Below are 26,797 nucleotides of genomic sequence, written 5' to 3' on the forward strand. Positions count from 1 at the left end.
TTTGCGCCGCCGTGCAATTGCCGGGACGGCTGCAAGGCACCATGCTATGCTGCAGCCCCGTGATCCGGATGGCGCCCGTGCGAGGCCTATGATGTCCAGCATCCCCGTCCGGGAAGGCCGTCGCTTCCAGCTCATCCTGATCAAGCCGTCGCACTACGACGACGACGGCTACGTCATCCGCTGGTGGCGGGCGATGATCCCCTCCAACTCGCTCGCCGCCCTCTACGGCATCGCCCTCGATTGCGCCGAACGCGAGGCTCTTGGACCCGGCATTGCCATCGACATCACGGTGATCGACGAGACCAACACGCGGGTCGATGTCGAGGCGCTGTGCGAGAAGCTCCAGCGCCAAGGCGGGTTCGGGCTGGTGGCGCTCGTCGGTGTCCAGTCGAACCAGTATCCCCGTGCGCTGGACATCGCCCGGCCGTTCCGCACGGCGGGATTTCCCGTCGCCATCGGCGGGTTCCACGTCTCCGGCTGCCTGTCGATGCTGGACGGGCAGGCCGTCGAGCTCGACGCCTGCCGCGAGATGGGCATCGCGATGTTCGCCGGCGAGGCGGAGGGCCGGCTCGACGCGGTCCTGCGGGATGCGGCGGCGGGGCAGCTGGCCCCGCTCTACGACTTCATGAACGACCTGCCCAGCATCGAGGGCGCACCGCCGCCCTTCCTGCCGAAGCAGTACGTCTCGCAGACGCTCGGTCTCAGCTCCAGCTTCGATGCCGGCCGCGGTTGCCCCTATCAGTGCTCGTTCTGCACCATCATCAATGTCCAAGGCCGCAAGTCGCGCTTCCGCACCGCCGACGACGTCGAGCAGCTGGTGCGGCTCAACTGGGCGCAGGGCATCCACAAATTCTTCATCACCGACGACAATTTCGCCCGCAACAAGGAATGGGAGCCGATCTTCGATCGCCTCATCGAGTTGCGCGAGAAGGACGGCATCCCGCTCGGCCTGATGATCCAAGTCGACACGCTCTGCCACAAGATCGAGAACTTCGTCGAAAAGGCCAAGCGCGCCGGTGTCACCCGCGTCTTCATCGGGCTGGAGAACGTCAATCCGGACAATCTCGCCGCCGCCAAGAAGCGCCAGAACAAGATCACCGAGTACCGCAAGATGCTGCTCGCCTGGAAGGCACAGGGCATCATCACGCTGGCCGGCTACATCCTCGGCTTTCCGGCCGACACGCCCGAGACGATCAGGCGCGACATCGCGATCATCCAGGAAGAACTGCCGCTCGACATCATCGAGTTCTTCGTTTTGACGCCGCTGCCGGGTTCGGAGGACCACCAGACGCTCTGGCGCAAGGGCGAGGCGATGGATCTCGACCTCAACATCTACGACGTCGAGCATGTCTGTGCCGCGCACCCGAAGATGTCCAAGGACGAGTGGGAGGCGATCTATCGCGAGGCCTGGGCACTCTATTACACGCCGCGGCACATGCGCACGCTCATCCGCCGCGCCGTCGCGACGGGCGTGCCGGTGGCAAGCCTGGTGAAGGTGCTGGTGTCGTTCGCGACGACGGTCCCGCTGGAGAACGTCCATCCGCTGCAGGGCGGCCTGCTGCGCCTCAAGCACCCGTCCGAGCGCCGGCCGGAAATGCCGCGGGAGCATGCACTGGTATTTTGGCCGCGCTTCGCCGGGCAGACGGTGATCAAGCACCTGCGCCTCGCCGGCACGATCGTCCGGCTGACGGCGACGGCGCTGTGGATTGCCCGGGACCCGGCGACGCGCCGCTACATGGACCGCGCCCTCACGCCGGTGGACGAGGAGGGCGACGCCTCGCTCGAGCTTTTCACCAAGACCACCGGGGGCCAGGCGAGCGTGACGCACATGAAAAAGGTCGCGCGGCTGACCGGCGCCGGGCGCGCCGCCTGAAGCGGGCCTTTCGCCCGTGCCGCATCCCCGCTAGAAGCCGGCGATGGCTCCTCCTCCTCTGCTCCGCCTCGATGGCGTCCGACTGACCTTCGGCGGCACGCCGCTGCTCACCGGCGTCGAACTCAACGTCCTGCCGGGCGACCGCATCGCGCTGGTCGGCCGCAACGGTTCCGGCAAGTCGACGCTCCTGAAGATCGCCGCCGGCCAGGTCGAGGCCGATGGCGGCGAGGTCTTCCTGAAGCCCGGCACGACGCTGCGCTACCTGCCGCAGGAGCCGGATTTCGGCGACTTCGAGACCGTCGAAGCATATGTGACCTCGGGCCTCGGCCCATCCGACGACCCGCATCGCGTCACGATGTGCCTCGACGCGCTGGGGCTCTCGCCGGACATGCGCCCGGTGAACCTCTCCGGCGGCGAGGCCCGCCGCGCGGCGCTGGCCCGCACGCTGGCGCCCGAGCCGGACGTGATCCTGCTCGACGAGCCGACCAACCATCTCGACCTGCCCACCATCGAGTGGCTCGAAGGCGAGCTTCGCCAGATCAAGAGCGCCATCGTGGTGATCAGTCATGACCGCCGCTTCCTCGAGAACGTCACCCGCGCCACGGTCTGGCTCGACCGCGGCACCGCGCGCCGGCTCGACCAGGGCTTCGGCAGCTTCGAGGCCTGGCGCGACAAGACGCTGGAGGAGGAAGAGCGCGACCTGCAGAAGCTCGACCGCAAGATCGTCCGCGAGGAGCACTGGCTGCGCTACGGCGTCACCGCGCGGCGCACCCGCAACCAGCGCCGTCTCGAAGCCCTGCACACGCTGCGCCAGGATCGCCGCGACACCCGCCGCGCCGTCGGCCAGGTGGCGATGCAGGCGGGCGAGACCCGCGAGAGCGGCAAGCTGGTCGTGGAGGCGGAAGGCATTTCCAAGGCCTATGACGGCCGGGTTCTCGTCAAGGACTTCTCGATCCGCATTGCCCGCGGCGACCGGGTCGGGCTGGTGGGGCCGAACGGCGCCGGCAAGACGACGCTGCTGAAGATGCTGATCGGCGAGCTGAAGCCCGATTCCGGCCGGATCCGGATGGGCACCAATCTCGACCTCGCCTTCCTCGACCAGAAGCGGGCGGCGCTGAACGACACGCTGTCGCTTGCCGACTCCCTGACCGACAGGCGCGGCGACCAGGTGATGGTCAATGGCGAGGCGCGCCATGTCATCGGCTACCTCAAGGAATTCCTGTTCTCGCCGGAGCAGATCCGCACGCCGGTCGGCAATCTTTCGGGCGGCGAGCGCGCGCGGCTGCTGCTCGCCAAGACGCTGGCGACGCCGGCGAACCTCCTCGTCCTCGACGAGCCGACCAACGATCTCGACATGGAGACGCTGGACCTCTTGGAGGAGCTGATCGCCAACTATCCCGGCACAGTGCTCCTGGTATCGCACGATCGCGACTTCCTCGACCGGACCGTCACCAGCGTCATCACGCCCGACAGCGACGGTCAGTGGCTCGAATATGCCGGCGGCTACTCCGACATGGCATCGCAGCGCCGCGGCGCGGCGAAGGCTGGCGGAGGCCGCGACCGCGGCAACAAGCGGAGCAGTACCGGGACGGCATCTTCCAGCCACGGCACCGCGACGACATCGACCAGCAGCAAGCTCACCTTCAAGCAGAAATTCGCATTGGAGAGCCTGCCCAAGGAGATCGCCCGGCTGGAAAAGGCGATCCGCAAGGCCGAGACGGCGATGGCCGATCCGGCGCTGTTCGCCCGCGACCCCAAGCGCTTCCAGGCGCTGGCCGCCGAACTGACCCGTGAGCGGACGGCTCTTGCCAAGGCCGAGGACGACTGGCTGGAACTCGAGATGATCCGGGCCGAGGCGGAGGGCTGAACCGCCGGCCCCGCTTGAATCGTTGGGAGGCCACAGCTTCGTGTCCGGGCCGGTTTCCCGTTGACCCCAACGCCGCCTCTCGTTCAGGTTGACACCAGGGACAGGTTTCGGTCGACGGCGATGCGCATCGCCGTTCGCCGCGAGGCGGAAAGAGTTCGCATGCACGTCAGAGCCGAAGAGCGAGTCAGCCTGCAGGGCCGGTGCGGGAGGACGCGCGGCATGGCGGCGACGCTGATGCCGGCGATGCAGCGCGCGGCGCTCCGCCTCGTCGCCGCGCTGGCCCTGGTCATTGCCGGCAGCACGCTCGCTGCCGCGTTCGAGACCACCGCCCCGACCGCCATCCTGGTCGATTTCGGCACCGACCGGATCCTGTTCGAGAAGGAGGCCGACCGGACCATTGCCCCGGCGAGCCTCGTCAAGCTGATGACCGTCGCGGTGATCTTCTCCGAGTTGAGCGCCGGCACGATCTCCCGCGACGACCGCTACATGGTCTCCGAATATGCCTGGCGCACCGGCGGGGCTGCCTCCGGCGGCTCCACCATGTTCCTGCCGCTGAATTCCGAGGTCAGCGTCGACGATCTCATCAAGGGGATCATCATCCAGTCGGGCAACGACGCCACCATCGTTGCCGCCGAGGGGATTGCGGGATCGGTCGAGGCCTTCGCGACGAAGATGAACGCGTTGGGCGAGACGATCGGCCTGACCGGGTCGCATTTCGCCAACCCGCACGGCCTGCCGGATCCGGACCAGCATGTCACCGTCCGCGACCTCGCAACACTGGCCGACTTCCTGATTAGGACCTTCCCCGAGGAATATCCGCTGTTCAGCGAGGAGAGCTTCACCTTCAACGACATCACCCAGCGCAGCCGCAACCCGCTGCTGGCACTCGGCGCTGACGGGCTGAAGACCGGCCATACGTCCGAGGCCGGCTACGGCCTCGTCGCGTCCGCCGAGCGCGACGGACGGCGCATCATCCTCGCCATCAGCGGCATGCAGAGCGCCGACGAGCGCGCCCGCGAGGCCAGGCGCCTGATGGAATACGGCCTGCAGGACTTCGAGGAAGTGGTGCTGCTTCAGGCCGGCGAGACCGTCGGCGAAGCCGTCGTGCGCGGCGGGGTGGCGACGAGCGTTCCGATGACCGCCGAGGGCGAGCTTCGCCTGCTTGTGCCACGCGGCAGCCTGGCCGGCGTCGAGCGGACGGTGGTCGACAACGGTCCGGTGGAAGCACCCGTCGCCGCCGGCCAGCGGCTCGGCTGGATCCGCTTCGCACGCGGCGAGGAGACGCTGCGCGAGGTGCCGCTGCATGCGGCCCAGGCGGTGGAGCAGGCAGGCATCTTGCAGCGGATTCGCGAGGCAATCAGCGAGAACCTCACCTGGCGCTAGGCGATTACGCCTTGACGCAGCGCAGCAAACAGCCGATATGCACAACTGTAACGCCGTGACAGCGCAGCGCCTGCTTGTCTCCTGACACCAGCTTCGTCGGGATCTTTGCCAGCGCAATCGGATCGGCCCTTTGCCTTCGGCGAAGGTGCCCGCATTTCGACACGGCCCGTCGATCCGTCCGCCAGCGCGAAGACGATCGACCTCTTGGCGGACTTCCGTCCGCAATCCCGCAAGGCATATTTTTGACCCATAATGATTTTCAGGCGTTCGGCCTCGCCGATACGCTTCTCGCCGCGCTTGCGCGTCTCGACATCAGCCAGCCCACCCCGATCCAGGCACAGGCCATCCCGGCCGTGATGGAAGGCCGCGACGTTTTGGGCATCGCCCAGACCGGCACCGGCAAGACCGCGGCCTTCGCGCTGCCGGTCATCAACGCCATTCTCGAGAAGGGTGGCCGGCCGATGCCGAAGACCCCGCGGGCGCTGATCCTGACTCCGACCCGCGAGCTCGCCTCGCAGATCGCCCAGAACGTGAAGGCCTATACGGCCGGCACCAAGGTCAGCCACCACGTCATCTTCGGCGGCGTCTCCATCCGTCCGCAGATCGACGCCATGCGCCGCGGCGTCGACATCGTCATCGCGACGCCCGGCCGTCTGCTCGACCTGATCGACCAGCGCGCCATCTCCCTGACGGACGTGCGCCACGTCGTCCTCGACGAAGCCGACCGGATGCTCGACATGGGCTTCGTGCGCGACGTCATGAAGATCGTCGGCATGCTGCCGAAGCAGCGCCAGTCGCTGCTGTTCTCCGCGACGATGCCGCGGTCGATCGCCGACCTCGCCGCCAGGATCCTGACCAACCCGGTCCGTTTCGAGGTGACGCCGGAAGTCGTCACCGTCGAGAAGATCCAGCAGAGCGTCTATCTGGTACCGCAGAAGGCCAAGAAGCTCTGGCTGATCGAGGCGCTGTCGAAGCCGGAATTCACCAAGGTGGTGATCTTCACCCGCACCAAGCACGGCGCCAACAAGCTGTCCGAGGATCTGGGCAAGGCCGGCATCGAGGCCGGCGCGATCCACGGGAACAAGAGCCAGGCCGCGCGCCAGAAGGCGCTGGCGACCTTCCATTCGGGCAAGACCGGCGTGCTGGTCGCGACCGACATAGTCGCCCGCGGCATCCATGTCGACGACATCAGCCACGTGGTGAACTTCGACCTGCCGGAAGAGCCGGAAAGCTACGTCCACCGCATCGGCCGCACGGCGCGTGCCGGCAAGTCCGGCGCGGCGATCGCGCTGGTCGATCCGTCCGAGCGCGCGAAGCTGCGCAGCATCGAGCGGCTGACGGGCCTCACCTTCGACGTCGTCCAGACCGACTTCCTCGGCAATATCGACCTCGCCGCTGAGCCGACCCGGCCGGCGCGCACGGGTCGGCCGCCGAACCGCTCCGGCAAGCCGCAGGGCCAGCGCCGCGACGGCCAGAAGCCGGGCGGCCAGCGTCCCGCCGGCGCCCATGCCGGCGAAGGCCGCAACCGCAATGCCGACCCCAAGGGCACGGGTCGCGGCAATCGCCGCCAGCGCGGCGGTGGTGGCGGCGGACGTCCGCACGCTGCGACCGCCTGAGGCCTCGGCTACGGCGAAATGATCAAGGGGCGGCCGAAAGGTCGCCCTTTTTCTTTGGCGCCTCGGCCAGCCTTGCCGGGATCGACCCAGGGCCCCAGGCGTTGCATCCGGATTGCACCTGGACAGTCGTGACGCCATATGGCGTCCATCGAGACGAGGAGACGCCCCTTATGGCCGAGACGATCAAGGTCGACATTCCCCACAAGCTGGGCCGCGCGGCGGCGCGTGCGCGGATCGACGAGGGGTTCGGCAGGCTGCGCCAGGAGATGCTCGGCGGCATGGTCAAGTTCGAGGACACCTGGGACGGCGATCATCTCGACTTCAGGGCCCGCGTCATGGGCCAGACCGTGACCGGCCGGCTCGACGTGCTGGACGAGGCGGTGCATGTCGAGGTCGACCTGCCGATGATGCTCGCGGCCATTGCCGAGAAGCTCAAGGGCAAGCTGCGCAAGGAAGGCCAGATTCTGCTCGAGAAGAAGTAGGTCGGAGTCGGAGCCGGTCCCAGGCTCAGTCGGTGCGGACGCCGGTCAGCGTCGCCCTTTCGGCGCGAACGGTTCCCCCGTTCTCGCCCGGCTCGATCGCCAGGATCCTGCCAAGTCCCGGGACCAGGGAATCCACCCGTACGCGCCAGAGCTCGCCCGGGGAAGCGAGGTGGGCTTCTCCCCCGAAGACCATGACGATCTGGAAGTCCTGCGGCGTCAGTTGGGTGTGGCGCACGCGATGCGGCACGGGCAGCGGCGTGATGCCGGAATCGCTCGCCTTCTCTGTCGAGCCGGTCTCGATTGGGTCCAGCGGGCCCTGCATCGCCGAGATGAGCAGTCGGTCGAAATAGCCCGGGTCGTTGTGCGAGATGGCGACCACCGCCGAGAAGAAGCCCGTCGACAGCAGCAGCACCATGACGGCAAGAACGCGCGAGAGCCGATCCGACGCGGTGGTCGCTGGTGCGGCGTTGCCGAATGCCGAAGGGTCGATGCTGGACATGGTCGCTCCGCGCCACCCGACCCCCCAATGGCCGGTGTGCAGGTACCTTCGCATCGCCGCGTTAACGCTTGGTAAGAGCGCCCTGCCCGGCCGGGTGCCAGGGCGCCCGTGCGGACGGATTTTCAGGATTTCTTCGGCAATCGCCGTCTACGCTGCTTCCATGGAACCGCCGCCGCTTCCGACCGGGCAAGAAAGCCGCCATGCGCATCGCCGGCGCACGCGCCTGCGGCCGGTCAAGCTCGTCACCACCGGTGGGCGCTTCATCCAGGACGGTACGGCGCTCGACAGCTCGGCGATCGGCGCGCGCATCCTCAGGTACGAGACACGGCCCCTGCCCGCCCGGATCGTCATCTTCGACGAATCGGATCGCACGCTGCGCGCAGCCTCGATCGTCTGGATCCAGGAGATGGAGATGGGCGTGCGCTTCGCGGGCCCCGCGAGGGCCGCCAGCCCCGCCGAGATCTCGCGACTGTCCGGACGCTATTACGCCCTGCCGGACTGACCGCCCTAGGCTCCGTTGCGGACTTCGGACTTGGCCACGTAGTCGAACTGCTCGACCAGGATCTCCCGCACCAGTTCCTGGCCGTAGCGCGCGTTCACCGCCTCGCGGATGTCCTTCGTCAGGGCCGCGAGATCGAAGCGTTCCGGCTTGGCGAAGTCGAAGCCTTCGGTTGCATAGAGGCGGCGGAACGCCTCGTCGAGGATGAACGGATCCGGCGGGACCTTCAGCTGCGCGACGGTCCGGCCGTCGATCGTGTAGACGAAGCGGGCAAGGATATAGCCCTGGATGGCCGCTTCGGAGATCATCGGAATGGTGATGTTGTCGGTGGTGCGATAGTCGAGGCCGGCGAAATAGCTCGGCTCCTCGACCTCGCTTTCAGCGCCGCCGCCGGCCACGGACGCCATGACGTAGCTCGACCCGAGCGCCACGATCGCCACCCACAGCCCGACGACGATGAGCTTGATCAACGCGGCAGATCCCGCCGACCGAGCGCGGCGCTGTAGGTCCCGTCGGACTCCGCCTCGGCGATCGAGCGCGAGATCATCGCGGAGATGTCGTGGCTGGCGCGCACGTGAAGTTCGAGCATGTGCCGGTTCGCCTCGACGACCTCCTTGAGCCGGCCGAGCCGCTCGTCGAGCACCGGATCGGGGGTCGCGGGAACGCTTTTGGCGAGCCGGGTGAGTTCCAGCAGGCTCTGGTTCTTGCGGCCGGTGATCTCCGCGAGGTCGATGGCCGTACCCCGGTCGAGGGCGGCGGTCTCCGCGGCGAGGATGCCTTCGAGCCGGTCGACGGCCTTGGCGAGCGCGATGTTCAAAGCGTGAGTCCTTATTTTGTTGTGGGGAGGCGCGTCGCGCCGGCCCGCGCGACGTCGCTGTCGCGGAGCATGTCGTTCAAGGCCTCGTCGCCGGCCCCGCCCTGCATCGCATCGCCGCCGCGATGGGCGGCGATGGAAGCCGCGATGCCGATCCCGCCGTCCTTGGCGAGTTCGTTGCCTATCTCCTCGGCCATCATCGACCGCCAGACCTCGCCAGCGGTGCCGCTGCCGAAATAGCTGGACGCCTCGCTCGGCAGCATCGACTCGACGAAGCTGCGCAGGACGAAGCCCTCGAACTGCTCGAGCGGCGGCACGACGCGCGACTTGTGGGCAACCAGCGGCGAAATCGGCGCCGAAGCGGTCGCCGCGGATGATCGCGAAGTCGTGGATGCGCCGCCGGCCGCGTCAAGCGCCGCGCTGAAATTCGCGCCGACGGCGGCATCGGCACGCGAGGCGGGTGCCTTCGCCGCTGCTGCGTTCGAAACCATCGGGCCGGTAAAGGTCAGGGGCGCTATCGTCATCGGGCCTGGTCGCGCTGCTGCGTTGATGTCGTCTCGGCTTGTACCGGCGCGGGCTTATTCGAAGCTTGTCCGGCTGCGCGCCAGATGACCTTCGATGGTCGATCGCAGCGCGCTTGCCTCGTCTTCCTGCGCCGTCAGCTGCGCAGCCTGCCCGCGGACCTTCTCGACGCCCTTCTCCGACCGGCGCGCCGCGCGGATCCGGGTCTCGGCCGCCGCCTGCAGGTCCGCATTGGAGCGGCGCGCGACGTCGTTGCGGCGCAGCCCGTTGACCTTCGCCCCGACGAACAGGCCGTGCAGGGCGGATTCGGTGCCGAGGCTGGCGATGAGTTCGGCGGTCGTGCGGTCGATGGCGGCGCGCTCCTCGCGCAGATGTACCAGGCGCCATTCTTCCAGGAGACGCTTCTGGCGCTGGACCTTGAGGATCCGGTCGAGACGCCGCAGTCGTTCATGTTCCTGGCTCATCCGGCGAGCACCCATGCCTCGAAGGACTGCAGGAAGATCACCAGGAAGTCGCCGATCGTGTAGGCGAAGAGAACCAGCCCGCCCGCGAGCACGAAGGGCAGCGAGATGAAATAGACCGGGATGGTCGGCGTCAGCTTGTTGGCGAGGCCGATGGCGAAGTTGACGACGATCCCATAGAGCAGGAAGGGGCTGGATATCCGCAGGCAGAGAAGGAATGCCTCGTCGAGATTGTCGGTGATGCTCGCGAGGTTGCCGCGCACCGAAAAGCCCGCCGCCGTCGGCATCGCGGTGTAGGAGGCGACGAGCGCCCGGGCAATCTCGGCGTGCAGATTGAGGACGAAGATCATCGTCGTCGCCGTCAGCGTCACCAGCGTGACCAGCGCCGGCGCCGGCTCGTTGTCCTCGATCGCGCCGCCCATCGCCATGCCCATGCCGATCGAATTGGCCATGACATGGCCGGCGAACTGCAGGGCGATCATGAAGCTGCGCCCGAGGAGCCCGATGAACATGCCGTTGAGCAGCTCGCTCGCCATCAGCGCCAGCCGGCCGTTGTCGTCGGCGGCGGCCACCAGCGGCTGGATGGTCGGCAGCAGTCCCGGCGACAGCGCCAGCGAGATCGCGAAGGACAGGAACAAGCGGATCTGCACCGGGATGCGCGACGACGAGAAGCCCGGCAGCAGCATCAGGCAGGCCCCGATCCGGCAGAAGATCAGGAACAGCGCGAAGAAGAGCTCCGACAGCTCCGGTGTCACGAGATCGACCCGACCGTCTTGATGTCGACGCCGCGGGCGATCTCGACATGCGAGAGCACCGGCAGGTTGACGAAGATCCGCTCGATCATCATGCGCACGTAAGGCCGCGCGTCGGGAGCGGCGACCAGCACGAACATCTCGCCCTGATCCATCTTCTCGCGGATCACCTTGGTGGCCTCCGTCGCGAACTGCTCGACGACGCGGGGATCGATGTCGAACTCGATGACGTCGCCCTTGGCGTCCCGCTTCAGCGCCTGGTGGAACGCAAGGTCCCACTGGTTTCCGAGCCGCAGCACGCCGAGCTTGCCGTCGTGCAGGAGGTCGCCGCAGATCTGCTGCGCCATGCGCATGCGCACATGCTCGACGATCTGCTCCGAGCGACGCACATGCGGCGCAATCTCGGCGATGGCCTCGAGGATCAGGTTGAGGTTGCGGATCGATACCCGCTCGGCCAGCAGCAGCTTGAGCACCGCCTGCAGGCCGGAATACGACATGTGGGAGGGGATGATCTCGTCGATCAACCGCTTGTATTCCGGCTCCAGCCGCTCGGTCAGCGCCCGCATGTCCTTGTAGGACAGGAGCTGGGCAAGGTTGTTGCGGATGACCTCCGATAGATGCGTCAGCACGATCGACAGCGTGTCGATCGGCTCGAAACCCTGCCGGCGAGCCTCTTCGGCGAAACTGCCCGAGACCCACGCCGCCCGCATGCCGAAGGCGGGTTCCTTGGTGATGTCGTGGGGCATGTCGGGCTTGCCGGCATCGCCCAGCACGATCATCAGGTCGCCGAGCCGCAGCTGCTGGGACGCCACCACCGTGCCGTGGATCTTGATCTGGTAGGATTTCGGGTCGACCGAGAGGTCGTCGGACAGCTTGATTTCCGGGACCACGAAGCCGTAGCGGGCGGCGAAGCGCCGACGCATCTTCTGGACCCGGTGGGCGAGTTCCTCGCGCTTCAGCACCAGATGCGCCGAGGTCTGCTTGCCGAGCACGAGCTCGATCTCGACGATCTTGAGCGATTCCTTGACCGAGGTCCGCTCGGCCTCGACTGCGAGCTTCTCTTCCTCGTCGCGGACTTCCTCGACCTTGCGCTGCTCGTCCCGGCGCTGCCGCGGGATGATATAGGCGAGGAACCCGAGGCCGGCGCCGAGGATGAAGAAGGGGACGAACGGCAGGCCCGGCAGGAAGGCAAGAATGGCCATCAGCACGCCCGATACCGCCATGGCGCGGGGATAGAAGCCGAGCTGCCCGATGACGGCGAGCTGCGCCGCGCCGCGATTGCCGCCCTTCGAGACCAGCAGACCAGCCGCCAGCGAGACGATCAGCGCCGGGATCTGCGTCACCAGCCCATCGCCCACCGACAGCTTGGTGAACACGTCCGCGGCGCTGGCGGCATCCATTTCGTGCCGTGTGATGCCGATGATGATGCCGCCGAATATGTTGACGGCGGTGATGATCAGCCCGGCGATCGCGTCGCCGCGGACGAATTTCGAGGCGCCGTCCATCGAACCGAAGAAGGAACTTTCCTCCTCCAGCTCCTGGCGCCGCGCCTGCGCCTGGCGCTCGTCGATCAGCCCGGCGGAGAGGTCGGCGTCGATCGCCATCTGCTTGCCGGGGATCGCGTCCAGCGTGAAGCGCGCGCCGACCTCGGCGATGCGTGTCGCGCCCTTGGTGATGACGAGGAAGTTGACGATGATCAGGATCAGGAAGACGACGATGCCGATGACGAAATCGCCGCCCATGACGAATTGGGAGAAACCGCCGATGACGTGACCGGCCGCGTTCACGCCGTTATGTCCTTCGGACAGGATCACGCGCGTCGTCGCGATGTTGAGCGACAGGCGCATCATCGTGGCGAGCAGCAGAACCGTCGGGAATGCCGAGAAGTCGAGCGGCTTCTGGATCCAGAGCGCGACCATCAGGATCAGCACGGAAAGCGCGATCGAGAAGGCGAGGCCGATATCGATCAGGAAGGACGGGATCGGGATGAACAGGACCGTGAGGACCAGCACCACCGCGATCGCGAAGCCGATGTCACGGCCTCCCGTGACGCTGGGGGCTTCGACCCGACGAGGCTTCAGAATATCGGCGGACATCGCGGCTTCCCGGACTCAACTGTCATGACCCGTGCGGCGGTCGCGGCGGGCGTCGAGGCCGAGGTTTCGCAAACGAAGGTTGCTTCGGGCTGTTCAGTGGAGCGTCGGAGACGTGCGCCAGCAGAGGAAAGGAGACCTCCAGGCGCCGGCAAGCGGACGCGCCGGCGGGGCATCTGCCTCGCCGGCTGGATCGGGCGAGCCGGCAGGTATCAGCTGAAGCCGTGCTCGATGCGCGAGTAGGATTCCTGCGTGAAGGCGAAGACCTGCGCGCCGGTGAACGAGGCGGTCAGGGCGATGACGATGAAGATCGCCAGGATCTTCGGCACGAAGGTGAGCGTCACCTCCTGGATCTGCGTCAGTGCCTGGAACAGGGCGATCGCCACGCCGACGATCATCGCCGCGGCGACGGCAGGGCCGCAGGCGGCCACGATGGTCCAGATGGCGGACTGGACGATGTCGAGTGCGTCAGCTTCGTTCATGGTCTCATTTCACCGTCGTGCCGGCTTCGAGCATCAGCGTCTTGCCGCCCCCGAGGACCGCCTGCACGCCGCCATCGACGACGCGCACCGCTTCGACCTTGCCGGTCACCGAACCATCGGCCGAGGTCGCCGTACGGCCGATCAGCGAATTGGCCTGGGTCAGCGCCGACACCGTCATCAGCGAATCCAGCTTCTTGTTGGTCTGGATTGCCTGCTCGACAGACGAGAACGACGCGAACTGCGAGATGTACTGGGTCGAATCCGTTGGATTGAGCGGGTCCTGATGGGACATTTCCGCGACCAGCAGCTTGAGGAACGAATTGTAGTCGAGCGTCGAGCTCTTCTCGGCCGTGGTCTGGGCGGATTGGTAGGAGGCGGATCCGGAAACGCCACTGACGGTCATCGTGCCCCTCCTGCGGCCAGCCGCAACTCGGTTCGTTCGGGTTGTGGTGGCGGGAAGGCCGCCGTCGTCTTGCCGAGAGCCTCGTCCTCGAGCGGGATCAGCGAGCGCACGCGCTTCAGCGCCTCGAAGCACCGGTTCCGCTCGACAAGCTCGGACGCCTCGGTCAACCCGTCGATGATGTCGCGGTTGCTGTAGGTCTTGAGCATCAGCACCCGCGAGGCCTCGAAAAGCTTGCGCGCCGGGTCGCTGTTGTTCGGATCCATGATCATCATCTGGATGACGAAATAGAGCTGGCGAAGCGGCGTCGTCGCCTCTTCCGCCTGCATGACATGGCTCTCTAGCAGGAACGTCACGTCGTTGAGGAATTCCAGCGTGGTCTTGCGGTCGACCTTGAGCACCGCGCCGTTGACGAAGATGCGCTCGCCCGGCCGGAGCGAGATCCGGAGCGTGGCCATGTCAGTTCAACCCGTTGCGGATCAGCGTGGAGATTTCGATGATGCCCTTGAAATTCTCGGACTTGCCGAGCCGGATCGCTTCGGCCTCGCGCATGATCCAGAGCCCGACGGAAATCAGTTCAGCCCGCAGATCTTCAGGCAGCCCGTTGTCTTCCCCCGCCAGATCCTCGACGAGGATCGCCCAGAGGCTGCGCGTCGCATAGATCGCGTCGATCGCGTCGCGAGAGCGCGGACCGCTGACCGAGGCGCGCTCGAGCATCGTGATCGAGTGATCAAGGGCCTGACGCTCGCGGTCACGGGCGTCGACTTCGACGTCCTGGGTCACTTCCGCGTAAGAGAACTGATACATTCCAACCCCTTGCTGCTTACCCGAAGCGCCTCTTGCGAGACCGGTACGGGCCTTGAATTCTTATCGCCGGCTGCGGTGTGCAGCGCTCGGATCAGTATTTGCCGTGGTGTACGATGGTGCGGTCAGAGCCCCGGAGGGCTTTAGAGGTAGTTGAGGATGCTGAGCCGCGAGATCCGCGCGGTCAGCGCATAGGATGTCTCCAGGAGATTCATCAGCGTGGTCACCCGGGTCGAAGCCTCGTAGGGGTCGACCTCCTCGAACGAGGCGATCGACAGGGTCAGTACGCTGTTGCGGCTCTTGAGCGTCTCTTCCGTCGTTTCGAGACGGCTCTGCTTGCCGCCGATCTCAGCCCGGATCTCGGTCAGTTGCGCCAGGCCCTGAGTGAGAGTTTCGATCGCCCGGCTTGTGAGAAGCTGACGTGACTCGCCCGTCATCCCTTCGACCCCGAGATCGGCGATCATCACGTATGCCTTGGCAATGTTCCGGAAAGCCTCGTCGGATGCCGGATACGAGACGTCCAGCGTCTCGCTCTCGCTGATGCGGTTGTAGACGGAGGTCCCGTCGGCGCTGGACCAGTTGTCCCACTCCCCAGTCGGGGAAAGCTGGAAGAGGCCGTCGAGGCCACCGGCCACGAACGCCTCGAGATCGGCTGGGGAAATGCCGGCTACGGCCGGATCGTTCTGGGCAAAGCCAAACGCCGTCTGGAATGCGTCCGCCGTCGCCTTCTTGGCGGTCGAGTCCTGTTCGTAGCCGCGGGCCGTGCCACCGCTCACTGCCTCGAAGGCGATTGCCGGCCGGTCGCTGCTTGCCCCCGAGAAGAGGAACCGCGCCCCGGACGCACTGTTCAGCGCCCCGCTCAGCTGCTGCAGGCCGGCTTTCGCCTGCTGCACGCTCGCCGAGATGCCAGGATCGCTGGCGCCGTTGGAGATCAGCGACGCGACAAGTGCTTCGGCGGTCTTGACGACGGATTCGAGCGCCGTCTGCATCGTCTCGAAGCGCTGGCCGATGAGCGCATTGGACTCGCGCAGGCGCGTGTTGTTCTCCCGCTCGATCCGCAGCGAAACCGTCTGGTTGGTGCGCACCCCGAGCCCGAGCCCGACATCCGCCATACGCCCGGTGGTCGATTCCTTCTGGGCATTCCGGAGGTCATCCTGGATGCGGAAGATTGCCGAGCGCGGCGCCGCGGACAGCGAGTAGCTGGAAACGAGAAAATTGCTCACGGAGGTCTCCGGTTATCGGATGGCGAGAAGCGCGTCGATCATCTCTCCGACCGTCGACAGCAGTTTGCTGGAAGCCTGGTAGGACCGTTCCAGATCGAGCATTCGGGTCATCTCGTCGTCGATATTGACGCCGCTTCTGTCGGAGAGGCTTTCCTGGGTGCGCGACAGCAGCACGGCGCGATAGTCCGCCTCCGCAGCCGCTTCGGCACGCTGGCCCTCCAGCCATCCGATCGATGCCGAGCTGTACTCCGACAGCGTCGCCCGTTCGCCTGCGCCGAAATTCACGTCGAAATCGCGGGGCTGGGAAAACTGCGCGATGAGGTCGTTCAGACGCTGGGTGAAGCCGCTCGATCCGTTGGCGTTGTAGCTGAAGGCGGGATCGCCGGGGTGGGAGATGGCGCCGTCCCGCAGCAGCATCGGGTTGCCGCCGGGCTGCGTCGAGTCGACGCTCGCGGCGATCCGGATCGTGCCGGCAAGACCCTTGGCGCCGGCCACCGAGGTCGGCACGGTGGTCATCCCCGTCGACGTGAAGAGGCCGGCGTAGCGGGCCGTATCCAGCGGATCGACCTGGTTGGTTTCTGCGAAACCGTCGATCAGAGCATAGGCGATGCCGTCGAGCTGGCCCTGAAAGCTTACGGCCGTTTCGTCGCGAAGCGTCAGCAGGCCCGCGAGACTGCCGCTCTTCACCGGCATCGGCGACACGGCGCCGGAGATCACGACACCGTCTATCTTGAACGCACCGCCAACGACGGTCGGATCGTAGGCCGCCTGCGGCGAGAACTCGATCGCACGTGCGGTCTTGTCGAACAGCGTGATGCCGGAGTCGGTGTAGAGAGCAACCTCGTTGCCGTTCCGCTTCTGGACGTTGACCCCGACATATTGCGACAGCTCGCGGATGATCTGGTCGCGCCGGTCGAGGAAGTCGGTGACGTCTGCGCCCGTCGACGCACCGGACATCACCCGGCCATTGACCGTCTGGAATTCGGCAAGCAGCGCGGTCATGTTCTTGGCCGCCTGGTCGAGCTTGTCGTCGGCGTCCTTGCGCGTTGCCTGTACGGCGGCACTGGCGTCGTTGAGCCCGCTGGCCATGTCGCGCGCTGCGGCGACGGCCGCCTCGGCGGTCTGACCGTTCTCCGGAGAGACGGCGTACTGCGACAGCGCAGCCTTCAGCTGGGCCAGCCTGGCGGCAGGCGACGTCGGCGCGTCGACATCCCCGATCACGTCACGGATGCGATCGAGCCCCGTCGCCTTCGCATCGGCTGCCCCCAGCGCCGATGTCGAAACGAGCAGCGAACGAAACAGCGCGGGGTCGCCCGACTGGGCGATGGAGACGATCTTGACGCCCCCCAGCTGCCCCGTCGCCAGGTTTGCGTATTTCCGCGACGCATACGGATTGTCGGCATTGGCGATGTTCCGCGAGACGATCGCGGTTTGGCTCGCGACGGTGGATAGCGAAGCCCGGGCATTCGAGAAGGCAGAAAGAAGTGACATGGCGCTGAAGGGTCCGATGCGTGGCTATGCGGCGAACGGCGCCTAGCGTTTCAGGTTGACGAGAACGTCGAGGATCTCGGACCCTGTCTGGAACACTTTCGAATTGGCGCTGTAGCTGCGTTGGGACTCGATCATGCTGGTCAGTTCCGAGGCCAGATCGACATTCGACTGTTCGAGGCCACTGGGGACGAGGCTGCCGAAGCCGTTCATGCCTGGGGTGCCGATGTCGACGACGCCGGAGCCGTCGGTGGCGCTGTAGACGTTGCCGGCGGATGCCGAGAGCTGATCGGGGCTCGGGAAGCGGGCGAATTTCAGCTGGTAGAGCTGGATAATGGCCCCGGTGTCCATGATGCCGTTCAGCGTGCCGTCCTCGCCGAAGGCGAACTCGGCAAATGTGCCAGCCGGATTACCGTTGGCCACCAGACGCGTGGAGAAGTCGGTAGCATATTCGGTCAGCGGTCCGAGACCGATCGCGATCGTCTGGTTCCCGGGCATCGTCGTATAGGTCATGGCCGCAGGCACAGCGGTGCCGAGGCCGGTGGCTTCGTCGAAATTGATGACGCTGGTCTGCGGACCGAGGTCGTCGGTATAGCTGATGGTCCACTGGTTGGCGGCCGTCTTCTCCATATTGACGTCGACGATGACGGACCTGCCGATATTGTCGTAGATGACCATCGACGACTTCTTGGTCGCGTTGAGTTCGGCCGATTCCGGGAACTGCAGCGAGAAGTTCGCCTCGGTCGTCCGTTGCGGCGCGACGATCTCTCCGACCGGAAGGGTGATCGGTCCGACGCTGCCGTCGAGGGCCGTCGTGTCCTTCAGCCGGTAGCCAGCCGAGTTGACGAGGTAGGTGACGTTGTTCTCCGTGCGCTGCACGAAAGACCCGGCGCGGGTGTAGAATTCGCGCCCGGCGGCGTCCTGGACCACGAAGAAGCCCTCACCCTGGATGGCAAGGTCGGAGCCGGACGAGCTGGCTGCGATATTGCCCTGCTGGCTGACGGATTGCCGGACCTGGGTTGTGACCGAGCCGGAATTGTACTCGCCGCCACCCTGCGCGATCACCAGGGAGGAGAATTCGGTGGAGTTCCGCTTGTATCCGGTGGTGCTGGAGTTGGCGATATTGTCCGAGACGACGGAAAGGCGGTTTGCCTGAGCGTTCATTCCCGAGACGCTGGTTCTGAAGACGCCGTTGATGCTCATGGCCCGATGCTGCTCCGCGGTGCATTTGTTCGGCGCCATGATTAGGGAGCGAAGCTTGCGTCTGGCTGGCCGTCGGCGGGCTTCGCCAAGTAGATCGACGACAACAAAAAGCCGCCCCGGATTATCCGACGCGGCTTTCCTTGTTAATACTTCGGTAACTATCGGTGATTAGTCTACACCGATGCCGTATCCGAGGTAGCGCTTCGACGACACGGGATCGTAGCCGAGGCGCATCTTCAGCTTCTTGCGCAGCTTGGAGATATGGCTCTCGATGACGTTCTCCTCGACGTTCTCGTCGAAGATGCCGTAGATCGCGCTGAACAGCTGCTGCTTGGAAACCCGGCGGCCGCGGTTGGCGACCAGATATTCCAGGATGCGGCGCTCGCGGCGGGGCAGCGCCATCGGCTTGCCGGCAACCTCAGCATCGCGTCCGTCCTGGTAGACCGAGATCTCGCCGACGACGGTGCGGGCCTGCTCGATCGCCTCGCGGCGGCGGATGGCGCCGACCCGTGCGAGGATCTCCTTGACGTGCACCGGCTTGGCCACGACGTCGTCGACGCCGGCTGCGAAGAGATCCAGCGTGCCATCGAGATTGCGGCTGTCGGAGAGCGCGATCAGCGGTGCCTTGGAGCGGGAGCGGATGAAGCGCGGGCAGATGGCGCGGTCATCGAAATCACCCAGCAGGAAGGCTTCGACGGCTGAAATGTCGGCGTCCGGCGCGGTCTCGACCCACTCGCGGAAATCCTCGGCCTGGAACCCGGCAGCGGAGACGCCTTCACGGCCGAACAAGGACTGGTAGCCGCTCGTCACAAGCTCACGATTGTCCACTACAACGATCATCTCAACCCCTCCGGCCCCGCCGTTTTGCTGTGCGAAAAGAGGTAACCTGACGTGAGTCTTGCGCCTATCCTGAAATTTAGTGATCCATTAACCATATCGGCGGAATTGGGGCTAAGTATCGAATCCGACTCACTATTTTTTTTCGTTACCGATTTATTAACGAGGCGGGTTCAGGCCAGCCCGCGCTACGCCAGGCCGACCGCTGGCCATTCGTCCCAGTCGCAAACCGGAGTCGAGGTTCAGAGGTAGACGGAGCGGTCGAGGCCGCGGGCCAATCCAGGCGCGTCCGCAGATGCCGATCCGCGTTCGCCGCGGACATTGCCGTCGCGGCCGCCCTGCCCTGCAGCGCCGCCCTGCCCACCGGTCTCGTTGCGCGACGCGCCGCCATTTGCGGCTTGGCCGTCGGCCGAGCCGCCGCCCGGCGCGTTGTCGGCAAAGCCCGGGGTCGACGTGCCGCGGGACTGCGCCGGATCGCGGAGACCGATGCTGATCGCCGCGTCCTCGACGGCGAAGCCGGACTGGCTGAGCAGTGATCTCAGGCCTTCGGCGTCGTCCTTGAGCCGCATGACGGTTTCCGGCTCGCTTGCGAGCAACTGGATTGCCAGCTGCCCATCGATCAGCCTCAGCGTGACGTCGACCTTGCCGAAATGCGCCGGCTGCAGCTGGATCTGAACCGTCTTCAGCGCTGCGCCACCCGCTCTCAGTCGCAGGTTTCCGGCTCCCTCGGACCCGTCCGGGCCGGATCGGAACTCGCTGAAGGCGTTGCCGACGACGGAAGCGACCTGCCGAGCCGGCGCCTGTGATGTGCTGGCTGTGGTCGAGCCGGCAAGGACGGGAGCTTCGACAGTTGCGGTCAGGTCCTCCGACTTCGTGGCGGATAGCCGCTCGGCCGCCGCATCGCCACCCTTCGCCTTCGACCGCGAAGGGTCCGCCGCACCATTCGGCGCCGGCGCGGTTTCTGCCGCTGTCTCAAGTGCCCCAGCCAGAGGCCCTGTCAGCTTCTCAGCCTGGCCATTCTCCGGCCGGGCAAAGGAGGAGTTGCCCGTCGCCGGCCGGCCTTCGGCAGCCAACTGGCTCGGCCCGTCGAGGGACCCAGCGCCGGCTTGCGCTGCGCCGCCGGCGGCGGCGAGACGGCCCAGCGCGCCGGTTCGTGCCGCGAAAGCGGCAGCGGCGGCTCCCCTGTCGTCGCCTCGCCCGGCTGGCGCGAAATCGGTTCGCATCGATACGAAGTCGGCGCGGATCGGTGTCCCGGACGATCCCTGGCCCGGCGCGCCGAACCGCAGGGAGGCTGCATCGCCGTGGAAGACTGCAGCCGCCGTCGCGTCGAGCCGTCGGAACAGCTCCGTCCTGGCATCGTCGGACATGTCATCCGGCAATCCGGCAAAAGGACCTGCCGGGGCGCCTGTCGTCGGCGTCGTCGCTTCCGCCGGCCGATGAGCGGCGGAGCTCCGGCCGTGCGAGCCGCCGGGAACTGCCGCGCCGCCCCTTTCGTCGGCAATTCCCCGGGCCGAAGAACCGGGGCCCGGCTCGAACGCGGCGAAAAGCGCGGCCAAACCCTCGCGTCCGGACTCGGCGCTCGTTGCCCGTGTGCCTTCGGTTCCTGCCGTGCCCTCAGAGGACGACGGCGCGTCGCCGACCGCGGACTCTCCCGGAAGGGCTGTCCGGCTGTCATCCTCGCGGGCGCCCAGTGCAGAGGTGAACGCCTCGCCGTCGCGGCGCTCTTCGCGTCCCGCCGCACGACGCGGGGCCGGCTGTGGAAGATTGTCTATCTGGCTCGGCACAGCGGTCATGGATTGATTCCCTTCGTGTCGCCGCGCATCGCCTCCAGCAGCGCTTCGCCACGGGCCAGCATGTCGGCGGCAGGCAGGTCGCTCGCGTCGCCGCCATCGGTTTCGGCAGGAAGCGCCCCGGCGAGCAGCGGCTGGCGCATCTGGTCGAGCAACTTGACCGCGGCAGTGCGAAGCTTCTGATCTGCGGGATGGAGCAGCGCCGGGTCGATCGCTTCCAGCGTCGCGCGGACCTCGACGAAATCGCGCTCCGTCAACGTCGCGGCAATCTCGTAGAGCGTCGCGCGGACCCGGTCCTCCCGCGTCAGGGCTGGATAGGCCAGTACACGCCCGGCGGTCATGGCGGCGAGACGGTGGTTACCGGTCACGAGAGCCCGTCGCCCGACGGCGAGGAAGATGGACAGCTGCTGCTCGGGCGGGATCGTGAACGTGGCGTCGACGATCGCAGCGACGGTGGCCTCTTCCATTCCGGCGGGACGCTCGGCATAGACGGACGCGAAGCGGGCGCGAAAGTTGCCGGCATAGGCGGACCGCGAGTATCGCTCGAAATACTGCCGCGCGAAGCGATCTGCCGCCGCCGGCTCGCCCGTCGTTTCCGCCAGCATCACGCCCATGCGCAGCGCCGCCTCCTCCAGCAACGTGCCGGGTGCCGCCAGCATCACCCGCTTCAGCCGGGCCAGCGCCGTCTCGGGGTCGGACTCCTGCTGCAGCTGCGCCAGAGCAAGTTCCACCTGCGCGACGAGCGCACTTTCCCCGGTTGCGAGATCGATCGCGCTCAGTTTCGCGATCGCCTCGGCGGAGCGGTTCTCGACATAGGCAAGAGCGCCCTCGAGGAGCAACTGATCCTCGCCCTCCGGCCTCGTGAGTTCGATGATCTTGCGGAGCACCTGGGGCGGGCCGCCGCTGAGGACGAACAGCGCCGCGGCGCGGCGGTTGCGCGGATCCTGCCAGGTCTCGGGCGCAGATTCGGCGAAGGTCGGTCCGTACCGCCTCAGCAACCGCGACTGGACCCGGATGGCGGCACCGTTGCCGCGCGCCACCTGATCCTGCAGAAACTGCAGCGAGCGGACGATCTCATAGGGCATCGGACCCTGTTCTGCTGTGGCACCATCCTCTGCCGCCGCATCAGGCGATGCGGTCGTCGCTGCCGCCTGCCGCGCCGTTTCGCCCGCCTGGCGGACCCGCTCCGCCGCCGCGCCCGGATCTTCCCGGACGACGGCCGGCGCCTCCTCCTGGGCGAGGGCCGCAGGACAGGATGCCAGCAACATCAGCGCCACGAGCGCGGCACCACGGGACGGGACTGCTTTCATGCCGAAGGAACCGTCAGCAATATCTCGATGCGGCGGTTGATCGCCGCTTCAGGGTCGGAGGGGTCCCGTGGCTCCCGGTCGGCGAAGCCCTCGATCGCCCGGACACGCTTCTCGTCGAGGCCGCCGCGCGCCAGCATGTAATACGCCATGTGGGCTCGAGCGGTCGAAAGCCGCCAGTTGTCGTACTCGCCGCTGGCAAAGGGGCGCGCGTCGGTGTGGCCCCGGATGATTACCTCGCCCTCGCGCTTTGCCAGCGCCGCCGCGATCTTCTCCATCATCGCCACCGCTTCCGGGGTCGGGCGAGCCGAGCCGATGGCAAACATGCCACTGACCGCATCGTCGGCAAGCGAGATCGTCACGCCCCCCTTGCCGGCGATGATCTCCACGTTGGCAGGCAGCGATTGGCCCGCCTTGGCAAGCTCGACCTCGAGATCGGCCTTCACTGCATCGGCGACGTCGCCCGTCTTCTCCTCCATGGCTTTTTCTTCGCCAGCCTGGCCTTCGCCATCCGAATCGTCGGGGACGGGCATGGCCTCCTCGCCGGCTTCGGCAATCTCTGCGGGCTCCTGTTCGACCGGAGGCTCGACGGGGATTACCTCGGTGCGGAATTCCGCCGGCGGCACGTCTTCCAGCATGCCGCCATTGTCCACCGTGTTCGGGGCGATCTGCCAGGAGGCAGGGTCGAACGGGTCGCGATAGGCGTCGCCGCCGTTCATGCCCGGCAAGCCAGATCCGTCGGGAACGCCGTTGTCGAAGGTGCTGCTGGTGGCGCTGCTCTCCGAGGCGATCTCGGCCAGCACCGCATAGGGATCGCGGAACAGCGCCTGCTCGTCGCCGCCCTTCTGCTCGCCGGCGAGCGGCTTGCCATGCGGGTCGCCATTGGTCTCGACGCGGCTGACGCCGCGTTCGCTGGCGTCACGGGAGGCGCCGTCGTCCTTCGTCTCGACGCCCCGCGTGGCAGGGGCCGTATCGGTCAGCTTGATCGGGTTGAAATACTGGGCGACCTGCTTGCGCGTCGCCATGTCCGAGGTGTTGGTCAGCCACATCACCAGGAAGAAGGCCATCATCGCCGTCATGAAGTCGGCGAAGGCGATCTTCCAGACGCCGCCATGATGGCCCTCGTCCACCGCCGCCCGGCGGCGGACGATGATGATCTCCTGGCGTTCCAGATGTCCGGCGCCTGCCTGTTCGTTCACGCCAGTGCCTCTTCCAGCGCCGTGCGCCACCCGGCGAGGCGCGTCTCGATGACCGTCTGGTCGCATTCGATCCGCACGTCGACGCGGTCTTCGTCCGGCGTGAACGCGACCATGGCGCTGCCGCTTCCGAGCTGCGCCGCCAGCGCGTCGAGAAGATCGGCGGGCCCGCTCGCGCGGACCGTCAGCGCCGCCCCGTCGAGCGTCAGGGTGCGCACCGCGCCAGCAAGTTCCATCACCGTCTGGCGGCGCCGCGCGGCAAGCGCGATCGGCCGCAGGACGCTCGACAGCGACGAGCGCACCACGCTCTCGATCCGGTCGAGCCGCTCGTCGAACAGCCCGGCCAGGCGCTCGCCCTCGGCGGCGGCCCACTCCGCCCGCGCCGTGGCGAGGGCAGCGGCGCTGTCAGCCTCGGCGCGCTCGCGCTCCATCCGGACGGCTTCCGCCAGCGCCAGCTGATGCTCCGCCTCGGCCTCGGCCCGCGCTTGCACCCGCGCTTCCTCGCGCGCTGCCGCAAGGAGCTCTTCGTGGCTCGGCCCCGCGACGATCTCGGCCGATCCTTCGAGCATCTCGCCCGCTTCGGTATCGGCGGCAGGTTCCGCATCGATGTCGCTCGACCCGGACCGCGCGGTTCCGGCCTCCGCTTCCGATATCTCGGAGGCATCTTCCGGCGCGTCCATCTCGGGCAGCGCCATCAGCGGGAACGGGACGACCGCCGAGGCCGGATCCGGGTCGAAGGCGTGGCTCGCGACCATCATCAACTGCTCGAAATCCGGCTGGCGCTGGCGTCGGGGCCGCGGCGCGGCGCTCCTGCGGCCTGCAAAGGGGGTGCCGTCCTGTTCTTCGAACTCGGGCAGATACTGCGCCAGGGGGATCATGGACTACGCCGCTTCCTTTTGATGGATCCACTGCCTGAGGATCGCCGCTGCCTGCGCTTCGTCGAAGGCGATCAGCTTCGCCAGCCGCGCCTCCGGCGACTTCACCTGACTGAGCGACAGGTCCTCGAGGTAGGCCGGGTCCATCCCGGCACTCCGACCGATATCGGCGGAACCTTGAGCGACGCCTGTGCCGAGATCGACATCACTGCCATCGAAGGTCGGCAAGGCGAGGTCGAGATCCATCAAGGGCTCTGCCTCGATCTGCTCCTCCGGAACGCTGGCGGTACCGGCAATGGCGCGGACGGCAGGTCGCAGGCCGAACCAGATCACAAGGACGGCGACTACCAGGATGGTCAGGGCGTTGATCAGCGTGCCCGACTGGCGCACGAACATCTCGCCGAGGCTCGGCCCCGGCATGGGCTCCAGTTCGCTTCCGTCCGCCATGAAGTCGACTGCGGTAACCTTGATCTGGTCGCCGCGCGCTTCGGAGAAGCCGGATGCGGACGCAACGAGCGCCTGGATCTCGGCGATCCGCTCCTCGACCTGCGCGTCGGTGGCGTCCGTGCCGATCGCGTCCTTCAGCCGCTGGCGGTTGACGACGACGGCAATCGACAGTCGCTCGACCGCATAGCCGTCGCTCGTCGTCGAGATGGTCTTCTCATTGATCTCGTAATTGGTCAGTTCCTCGCGCCGCTCGTTCTCGTCGCGCGACGTCTCGCCGCCGCCGACGGCCGGCGCCTCGTCCACGGCCCGGATATCCTGCTCGACCCCGACGGGCGTCTCGCCTTCGGTGTTCTGGCTCGAGCCGCTCTCGCGCACGGTCCTGGTCGAGCGCTCGACGCGCACGTCCGGATCGAACAGCCGCTCGCTCACCTGCCGCCGGTCGGTGTTCAGCCGCGTGATGACGCTGGTCTGGAAATTGCCGATGCCGAGATAGGGGGCAAGCGTGCGGCGGATCGATTCCTCGACGCTGTTGGAGACGATCTTCTCGATGCCGAACAGCTTGGTCGGCGCCGCGGATACCGAGTCATCGGCGGTCGCCAGCAGCGTGCCGTCGGAGTTGAGGACCGTGACCTCGTTCGGGTTCATGCCCGGTATCGCCGCGGCGACGAGCGAGCGGACGGCCTGCGCCGAGCCGAAATCTTCCGGGCTCTCGGTGCGGATCACGACGCTGGCCGAGGGTTTGCGCTGTTCGCGGCGGAACGATCCCTCGTCCGGCAGGACGATGTGGACGCGCGCGGCGCGGACGTTCTTCAGCGTCTGGATGGTGCGGGCAATCTCGCCTTCCAGAGCGCGGACCCGGGTGATCTCCTGCATGAACGAGGTCAGGCCGATGGAGCCGAGATTGTCGAAGAGCTCGTAGCCGGCGTTCTCCGACCGCGGCAGGCCCTTCTCGGCCAGGAGCATGCGGGCCGGCGCCGTCTGCGAGAACGGCGTCAGGATGGCGTCGCCGGTCATGTTGACGTCGAAGGGGATCGCCGCTTCCGTCAGCGCCGCGCCGATGCGGGTGACGTCGGTGCGGTCGAGACCCGAATAGAGCGTCTCCATGTCCGGGCGGGAGAGATAGTAGCTGCCAAGCCCGACCAGTGCGACGACCAGCACACCGATGAGCCCCAGCGCACCGAGTTTTCTCGGGCCCAGCGCGCCGAGATTTGCCAGTACCTGCTGAGTCTGTCCACCGATGGCAAGCGCCATGTCCGTCCCCTACACATTCGCGATGCAACGCAACATCTGGCGGGAACATGCCGGCCGAAGCTTGCGCGAAGCCCCGGTTAACAGACGGTTAACGAGCATGGGCAGCAGGTCGCAGACACGCCGGGCCCGATAGGCCAAGCGAGGCTTTCTCGATGCTCCGGGAAGAATGGCTTCCGGTGTGATGGTACCGCTGCTGCAGGGAACGGCGTCGGCCGGTGCAGCTTGCAAGCCTCGCGCAAGTGCGAGCGCCGAGCGCGGCCACTGCGCACAGGGCCTAAGAGAACAGTTCCATCTCTCCGACGGTCGCGGGGATGAGCCTGCCGGCCCCTTCCGATGCCTGCGGCACGGCCAGACGGTGCTTCAGCTCCGTCAGCCGGACGGTGTCGAGGGCGGCGGTCAGGCTGACTGCGCAGTCGTCGGAGACGTGTTCGCCGAGAGTCCCGAGAAACACCGAGAGATTGTCGAGGGTCTGCTGGGCGCGATCGATGCTCTGGACCGCCTGCACATAGGAGGCGTCCCGGATCGAGCAGTCGTGGCAGACGAGCTCGTGCAGCGCCTCGGTGGTATCGGCCAGGGCCCCGATCTCCCGTGACAGCGTCTTGAGAAGGTCTGGCAGCGTGCTCGTCGTCATCT

27 protein-coding genes are annotated in these 26,797 nt (G+C 66.8%); 6 read left to right on the top strand and 21 right to left on the bottom strand.

Annotated elements, in window-relative coordinates; translation table 11 throughout:
* Positions 1-91: 91 nt before the first annotated feature.
* The 5 genes from GGR03_RS07575 (at position 92) to GGR03_RS07595 (ending at position 7,221) form a co-directional block, all read left to right on the top strand.
* Positions 92-1,873: a B12-binding domain-containing radical SAM protein gene (locus tag GGR03_RS07575; RefSeq protein ID WP_183206914.1), complete on the top strand. Its 1,782-nt coding sequence runs from the start codon at positions 92-94 to the stop codon at positions 1,871-1,873.
* Between the two features lie 43 nt (positions 1,874-1,916).
* Complete coding sequence (locus tag GGR03_RS07580; protein WP_183206915.1) at positions 1,917-3,740, top strand: ABC-F family ATP-binding cassette domain-containing protein; 1,824 nt, start codon at positions 1,917-1,919, stop codon at positions 3,738-3,740.
* 219 nt (positions 3,741-3,959) lie between these two features.
* Positions 3,960-5,123 carry a D-alanyl-D-alanine carboxypeptidase family protein gene (locus GGR03_RS07585; protein WP_246367630.1) on the top strand — a complete coding sequence of 388 codons (1,164 nt, stop codon included), beginning with the start codon at positions 3,960-3,962 and terminating at the stop codon, positions 5,121-5,123.
* Between the two features lie 242 nt (positions 5,124-5,365).
* A complete protein-coding gene (locus GGR03_RS07590; RefSeq protein WP_183206916.1) occupies positions 5,366-6,739 on the top strand; it encodes a DEAD/DEAH box helicase in 1,374 nt (457 codons plus the stop codon).
* 170 nt (positions 6,740-6,909) lie between these two features.
* Complete coding sequence (locus GGR03_RS07595; protein WP_183206917.1) at positions 6,910-7,221, top strand: polyhydroxyalkanoic acid system family protein; 312 nt, start codon at positions 6,910-6,912, stop codon at positions 7,219-7,221.
* A 25-nt stretch (positions 7,222-7,246) separates the two neighbouring features.
* Here GGR03_RS07595 and GGR03_RS07600 read toward each other — a convergent pair whose 3' ends face one another.
* Positions 7,247-7,720, bottom strand: coding sequence for a hypothetical protein (locus GGR03_RS07600; protein ID WP_183206918.1), 474 nt, complete (start codon positions 7,718-7,720; stop codon positions 7,247-7,249).
* Here GGR03_RS07600 and GGR03_RS07605 point away from each other — a divergent pair.
* Positions 7,710-8,222 (top strand): hypothetical protein, encoded by a 513-nt coding sequence (locus tag GGR03_RS07605; RefSeq protein WP_183206919.1) that lies wholly within the window; start codon positions 7,710-7,712, stop codon positions 8,220-8,222. The two genes, GGR03_RS07600 and GGR03_RS07605, sit on opposite strands and share 11 nt — an antisense overlap.
* 5 nt (positions 8,223-8,227) lie before the next feature.
* On the opposite strand, the gene GGR03_RS07610 is transcribed toward GGR03_RS07605, so the two are convergent.
* From GGR03_RS07610 to GGR03_RS07705, 20 genes are all read right to left on the bottom strand, one after another.
* The gene (locus tag GGR03_RS07610) at positions 8,228-8,689 is read right to left on the bottom strand and encodes a hypothetical protein (protein WP_183206920.1); all 462 of its coding nucleotides are present in this window, start codon (positions 8,687-8,689) and stop codon (positions 8,228-8,230) included.
* The gene (locus GGR03_RS07615) at positions 8,686-9,036 is read right to left on the bottom strand and encodes a flagellar protein FlgN (protein WP_183206921.1); all 351 of its coding nucleotides are present in this window, start codon (positions 9,034-9,036) and stop codon (positions 8,686-8,688) included. Before GGR03_RS07615 ends, GGR03_RS07610 begins: the two co-directional genes overlap by 4 nt.
* A gap of 11 nt (positions 9,037-9,047) precedes the next feature.
* The gene (locus GGR03_RS07620; RefSeq protein WP_183206922.1) at positions 9,048-9,557 is read right to left on the bottom strand and encodes a rod-binding protein; all 510 of its coding nucleotides are present in this window, start codon (positions 9,555-9,557) and stop codon (positions 9,048-9,050) included.
* 54 nt (positions 9,558-9,611) lie between these two features.
* Positions 9,612-10,019 (bottom strand): hypothetical protein, encoded by a 408-nt coding sequence (locus tag GGR03_RS07625; RefSeq protein ID WP_183206923.1) that lies wholly within the window; start codon positions 10,017-10,019, stop codon positions 9,612-9,614.
* Complete coding sequence (locus GGR03_RS07630; RefSeq protein WP_183206924.1) at positions 10,016-10,771, bottom strand: flagellar biosynthetic protein FliR; 756 nt, start codon at positions 10,769-10,771, stop codon at positions 10,016-10,018. The genes GGR03_RS07625 and GGR03_RS07630 overlap by 4 nt, the downstream gene beginning before the upstream one ends.
* Complete coding sequence (gene flhA, locus GGR03_RS07635; protein WP_183206925.1) at positions 10,768-12,864, bottom strand: flagellar biosynthesis protein FlhA; 2,097 nt, start codon at positions 12,862-12,864, stop codon at positions 10,768-10,770. The genes GGR03_RS07630 and flhA overlap by 4 nt, the downstream gene beginning before the upstream one ends.
* Positions 12,865-13,073: 209 nt before the next feature.
* Positions 13,074-13,343: a flagellar biosynthesis protein FliQ gene (gene fliQ / locus GGR03_RS07640; RefSeq protein ID WP_163042428.1), complete on the bottom strand. Its 270-nt coding sequence runs from the start codon at positions 13,341-13,343 to the stop codon at positions 13,074-13,076.
* 4 nt (positions 13,344-13,347) lie between these two features.
* The gene (flgD, locus tag GGR03_RS07645) at positions 13,348-13,746 is read right to left on the bottom strand and encodes a flagellar hook assembly protein FlgD (protein WP_183206926.1); all 399 of its coding nucleotides are present in this window, start codon (positions 13,744-13,746) and stop codon (positions 13,348-13,350) included.
* A complete protein-coding gene (gene flbT / locus GGR03_RS07650) occupies positions 13,743-14,201 on the bottom strand; it encodes a flagellar biosynthesis repressor FlbT (protein WP_183206927.1) in 459 nt (152 codons plus the stop codon). Before flbT ends, flgD begins: the two co-directional genes overlap by 4 nt.
* Before the next feature lies 1 nt (position 14,202).
* Positions 14,203-14,550 carry a flagellar biosynthesis regulator FlaF gene (gene flaF / locus GGR03_RS07655; RefSeq protein ID WP_183206928.1) on the bottom strand — a complete coding sequence of 116 codons (348 nt, stop codon included), beginning with the start codon at positions 14,548-14,550 and terminating at the stop codon, positions 14,203-14,205.
* A gap of 140 nt (positions 14,551-14,690) precedes the next feature.
* On the bottom strand, positions 14,691-15,770 hold the full coding sequence (locus GGR03_RS07660) for a flagellar hook-associated family protein (RefSeq protein WP_183206929.1): 1,080 nt from the start codon (positions 15,768-15,770) through the stop codon (positions 14,691-14,693).
* Between the two features lie 12 nt (positions 15,771-15,782).
* Entirely contained in the window at positions 15,783-17,261 is a 1,479-nt protein-coding gene (gene flgK / locus GGR03_RS07665) for a flagellar hook-associated protein FlgK (protein ID WP_183206930.1), read from the bottom strand.
* A gap of 42 nt (positions 17,262-17,303) precedes the next feature.
* Entirely contained in the window at positions 17,304-18,461 is a 1,158-nt protein-coding gene (locus GGR03_RS07670; RefSeq protein ID WP_183206931.1) for a flagellar hook protein FlgE, read from the bottom strand.
* A 168-nt stretch (positions 18,462-18,629) separates the two neighbouring features.
* The gene (locus tag GGR03_RS07675; protein ID WP_183206932.1) at positions 18,630-19,301 is read right to left on the bottom strand and encodes a response regulator transcription factor; all 672 of its coding nucleotides are present in this window, start codon (positions 19,299-19,301) and stop codon (positions 18,630-18,632) included.
* Between the two features lie 239 nt (positions 19,302-19,540).
* Positions 19,541-20,665, bottom strand: coding sequence for a flagellar hook-length control protein FliK (locus GGR03_RS07680; protein ID WP_183206933.1), 1,125 nt, complete (start codon positions 20,663-20,665; stop codon positions 19,541-19,543).
* A gap of 422 nt (positions 20,666-21,087) precedes the next feature.
* Complete coding sequence (locus GGR03_RS07685) at positions 21,088-22,398, bottom strand: hypothetical protein (protein WP_183206934.1); 1,311 nt, start codon at positions 22,396-22,398, stop codon at positions 21,088-21,090.
* Positions 22,395-23,594, bottom strand: a complete 1,200-nt coding sequence (locus GGR03_RS07690) for a MotB family protein (protein WP_252920079.1) — start codon at positions 23,592-23,594, stop codon at positions 22,395-22,397. The genes GGR03_RS07685 and GGR03_RS07690 overlap by 4 nt, the downstream gene beginning before the upstream one ends.
* Positions 23,591-24,469: a hypothetical protein gene (locus tag GGR03_RS07695; RefSeq protein WP_183206936.1), complete on the bottom strand. Its 879-nt coding sequence runs from the start codon at positions 24,467-24,469 to the stop codon at positions 23,591-23,593. The genes GGR03_RS07690 and GGR03_RS07695 overlap by 4 nt, the downstream gene beginning before the upstream one ends.
* Before the next feature lie 3 nt (positions 24,470-24,472).
* Positions 24,473-26,164: a flagellar basal-body MS-ring/collar protein FliF gene (gene fliF, locus GGR03_RS07700; protein ID WP_183206937.1), complete on the bottom strand. Its 1,692-nt coding sequence runs from the start codon at positions 26,162-26,164 to the stop codon at positions 24,473-24,475.
* 274 nt (positions 26,165-26,438) lie between these two features.
* A complete protein-coding gene (locus tag GGR03_RS07705; RefSeq protein ID WP_183206938.1) occupies positions 26,439-26,795 on the bottom strand; it encodes a hypothetical protein in 357 nt (118 codons plus the stop codon).
* Positions 26,796-26,797: the final 2 nt, after the last annotated feature.

Source organism: Aurantimonas endophytica (assembly GCF_014196845.1).
GTDB lineage: Bacteria > Pseudomonadota > Alphaproteobacteria > Rhizobiales > Rhizobiaceae > Aurantimonas > Aurantimonas endophytica.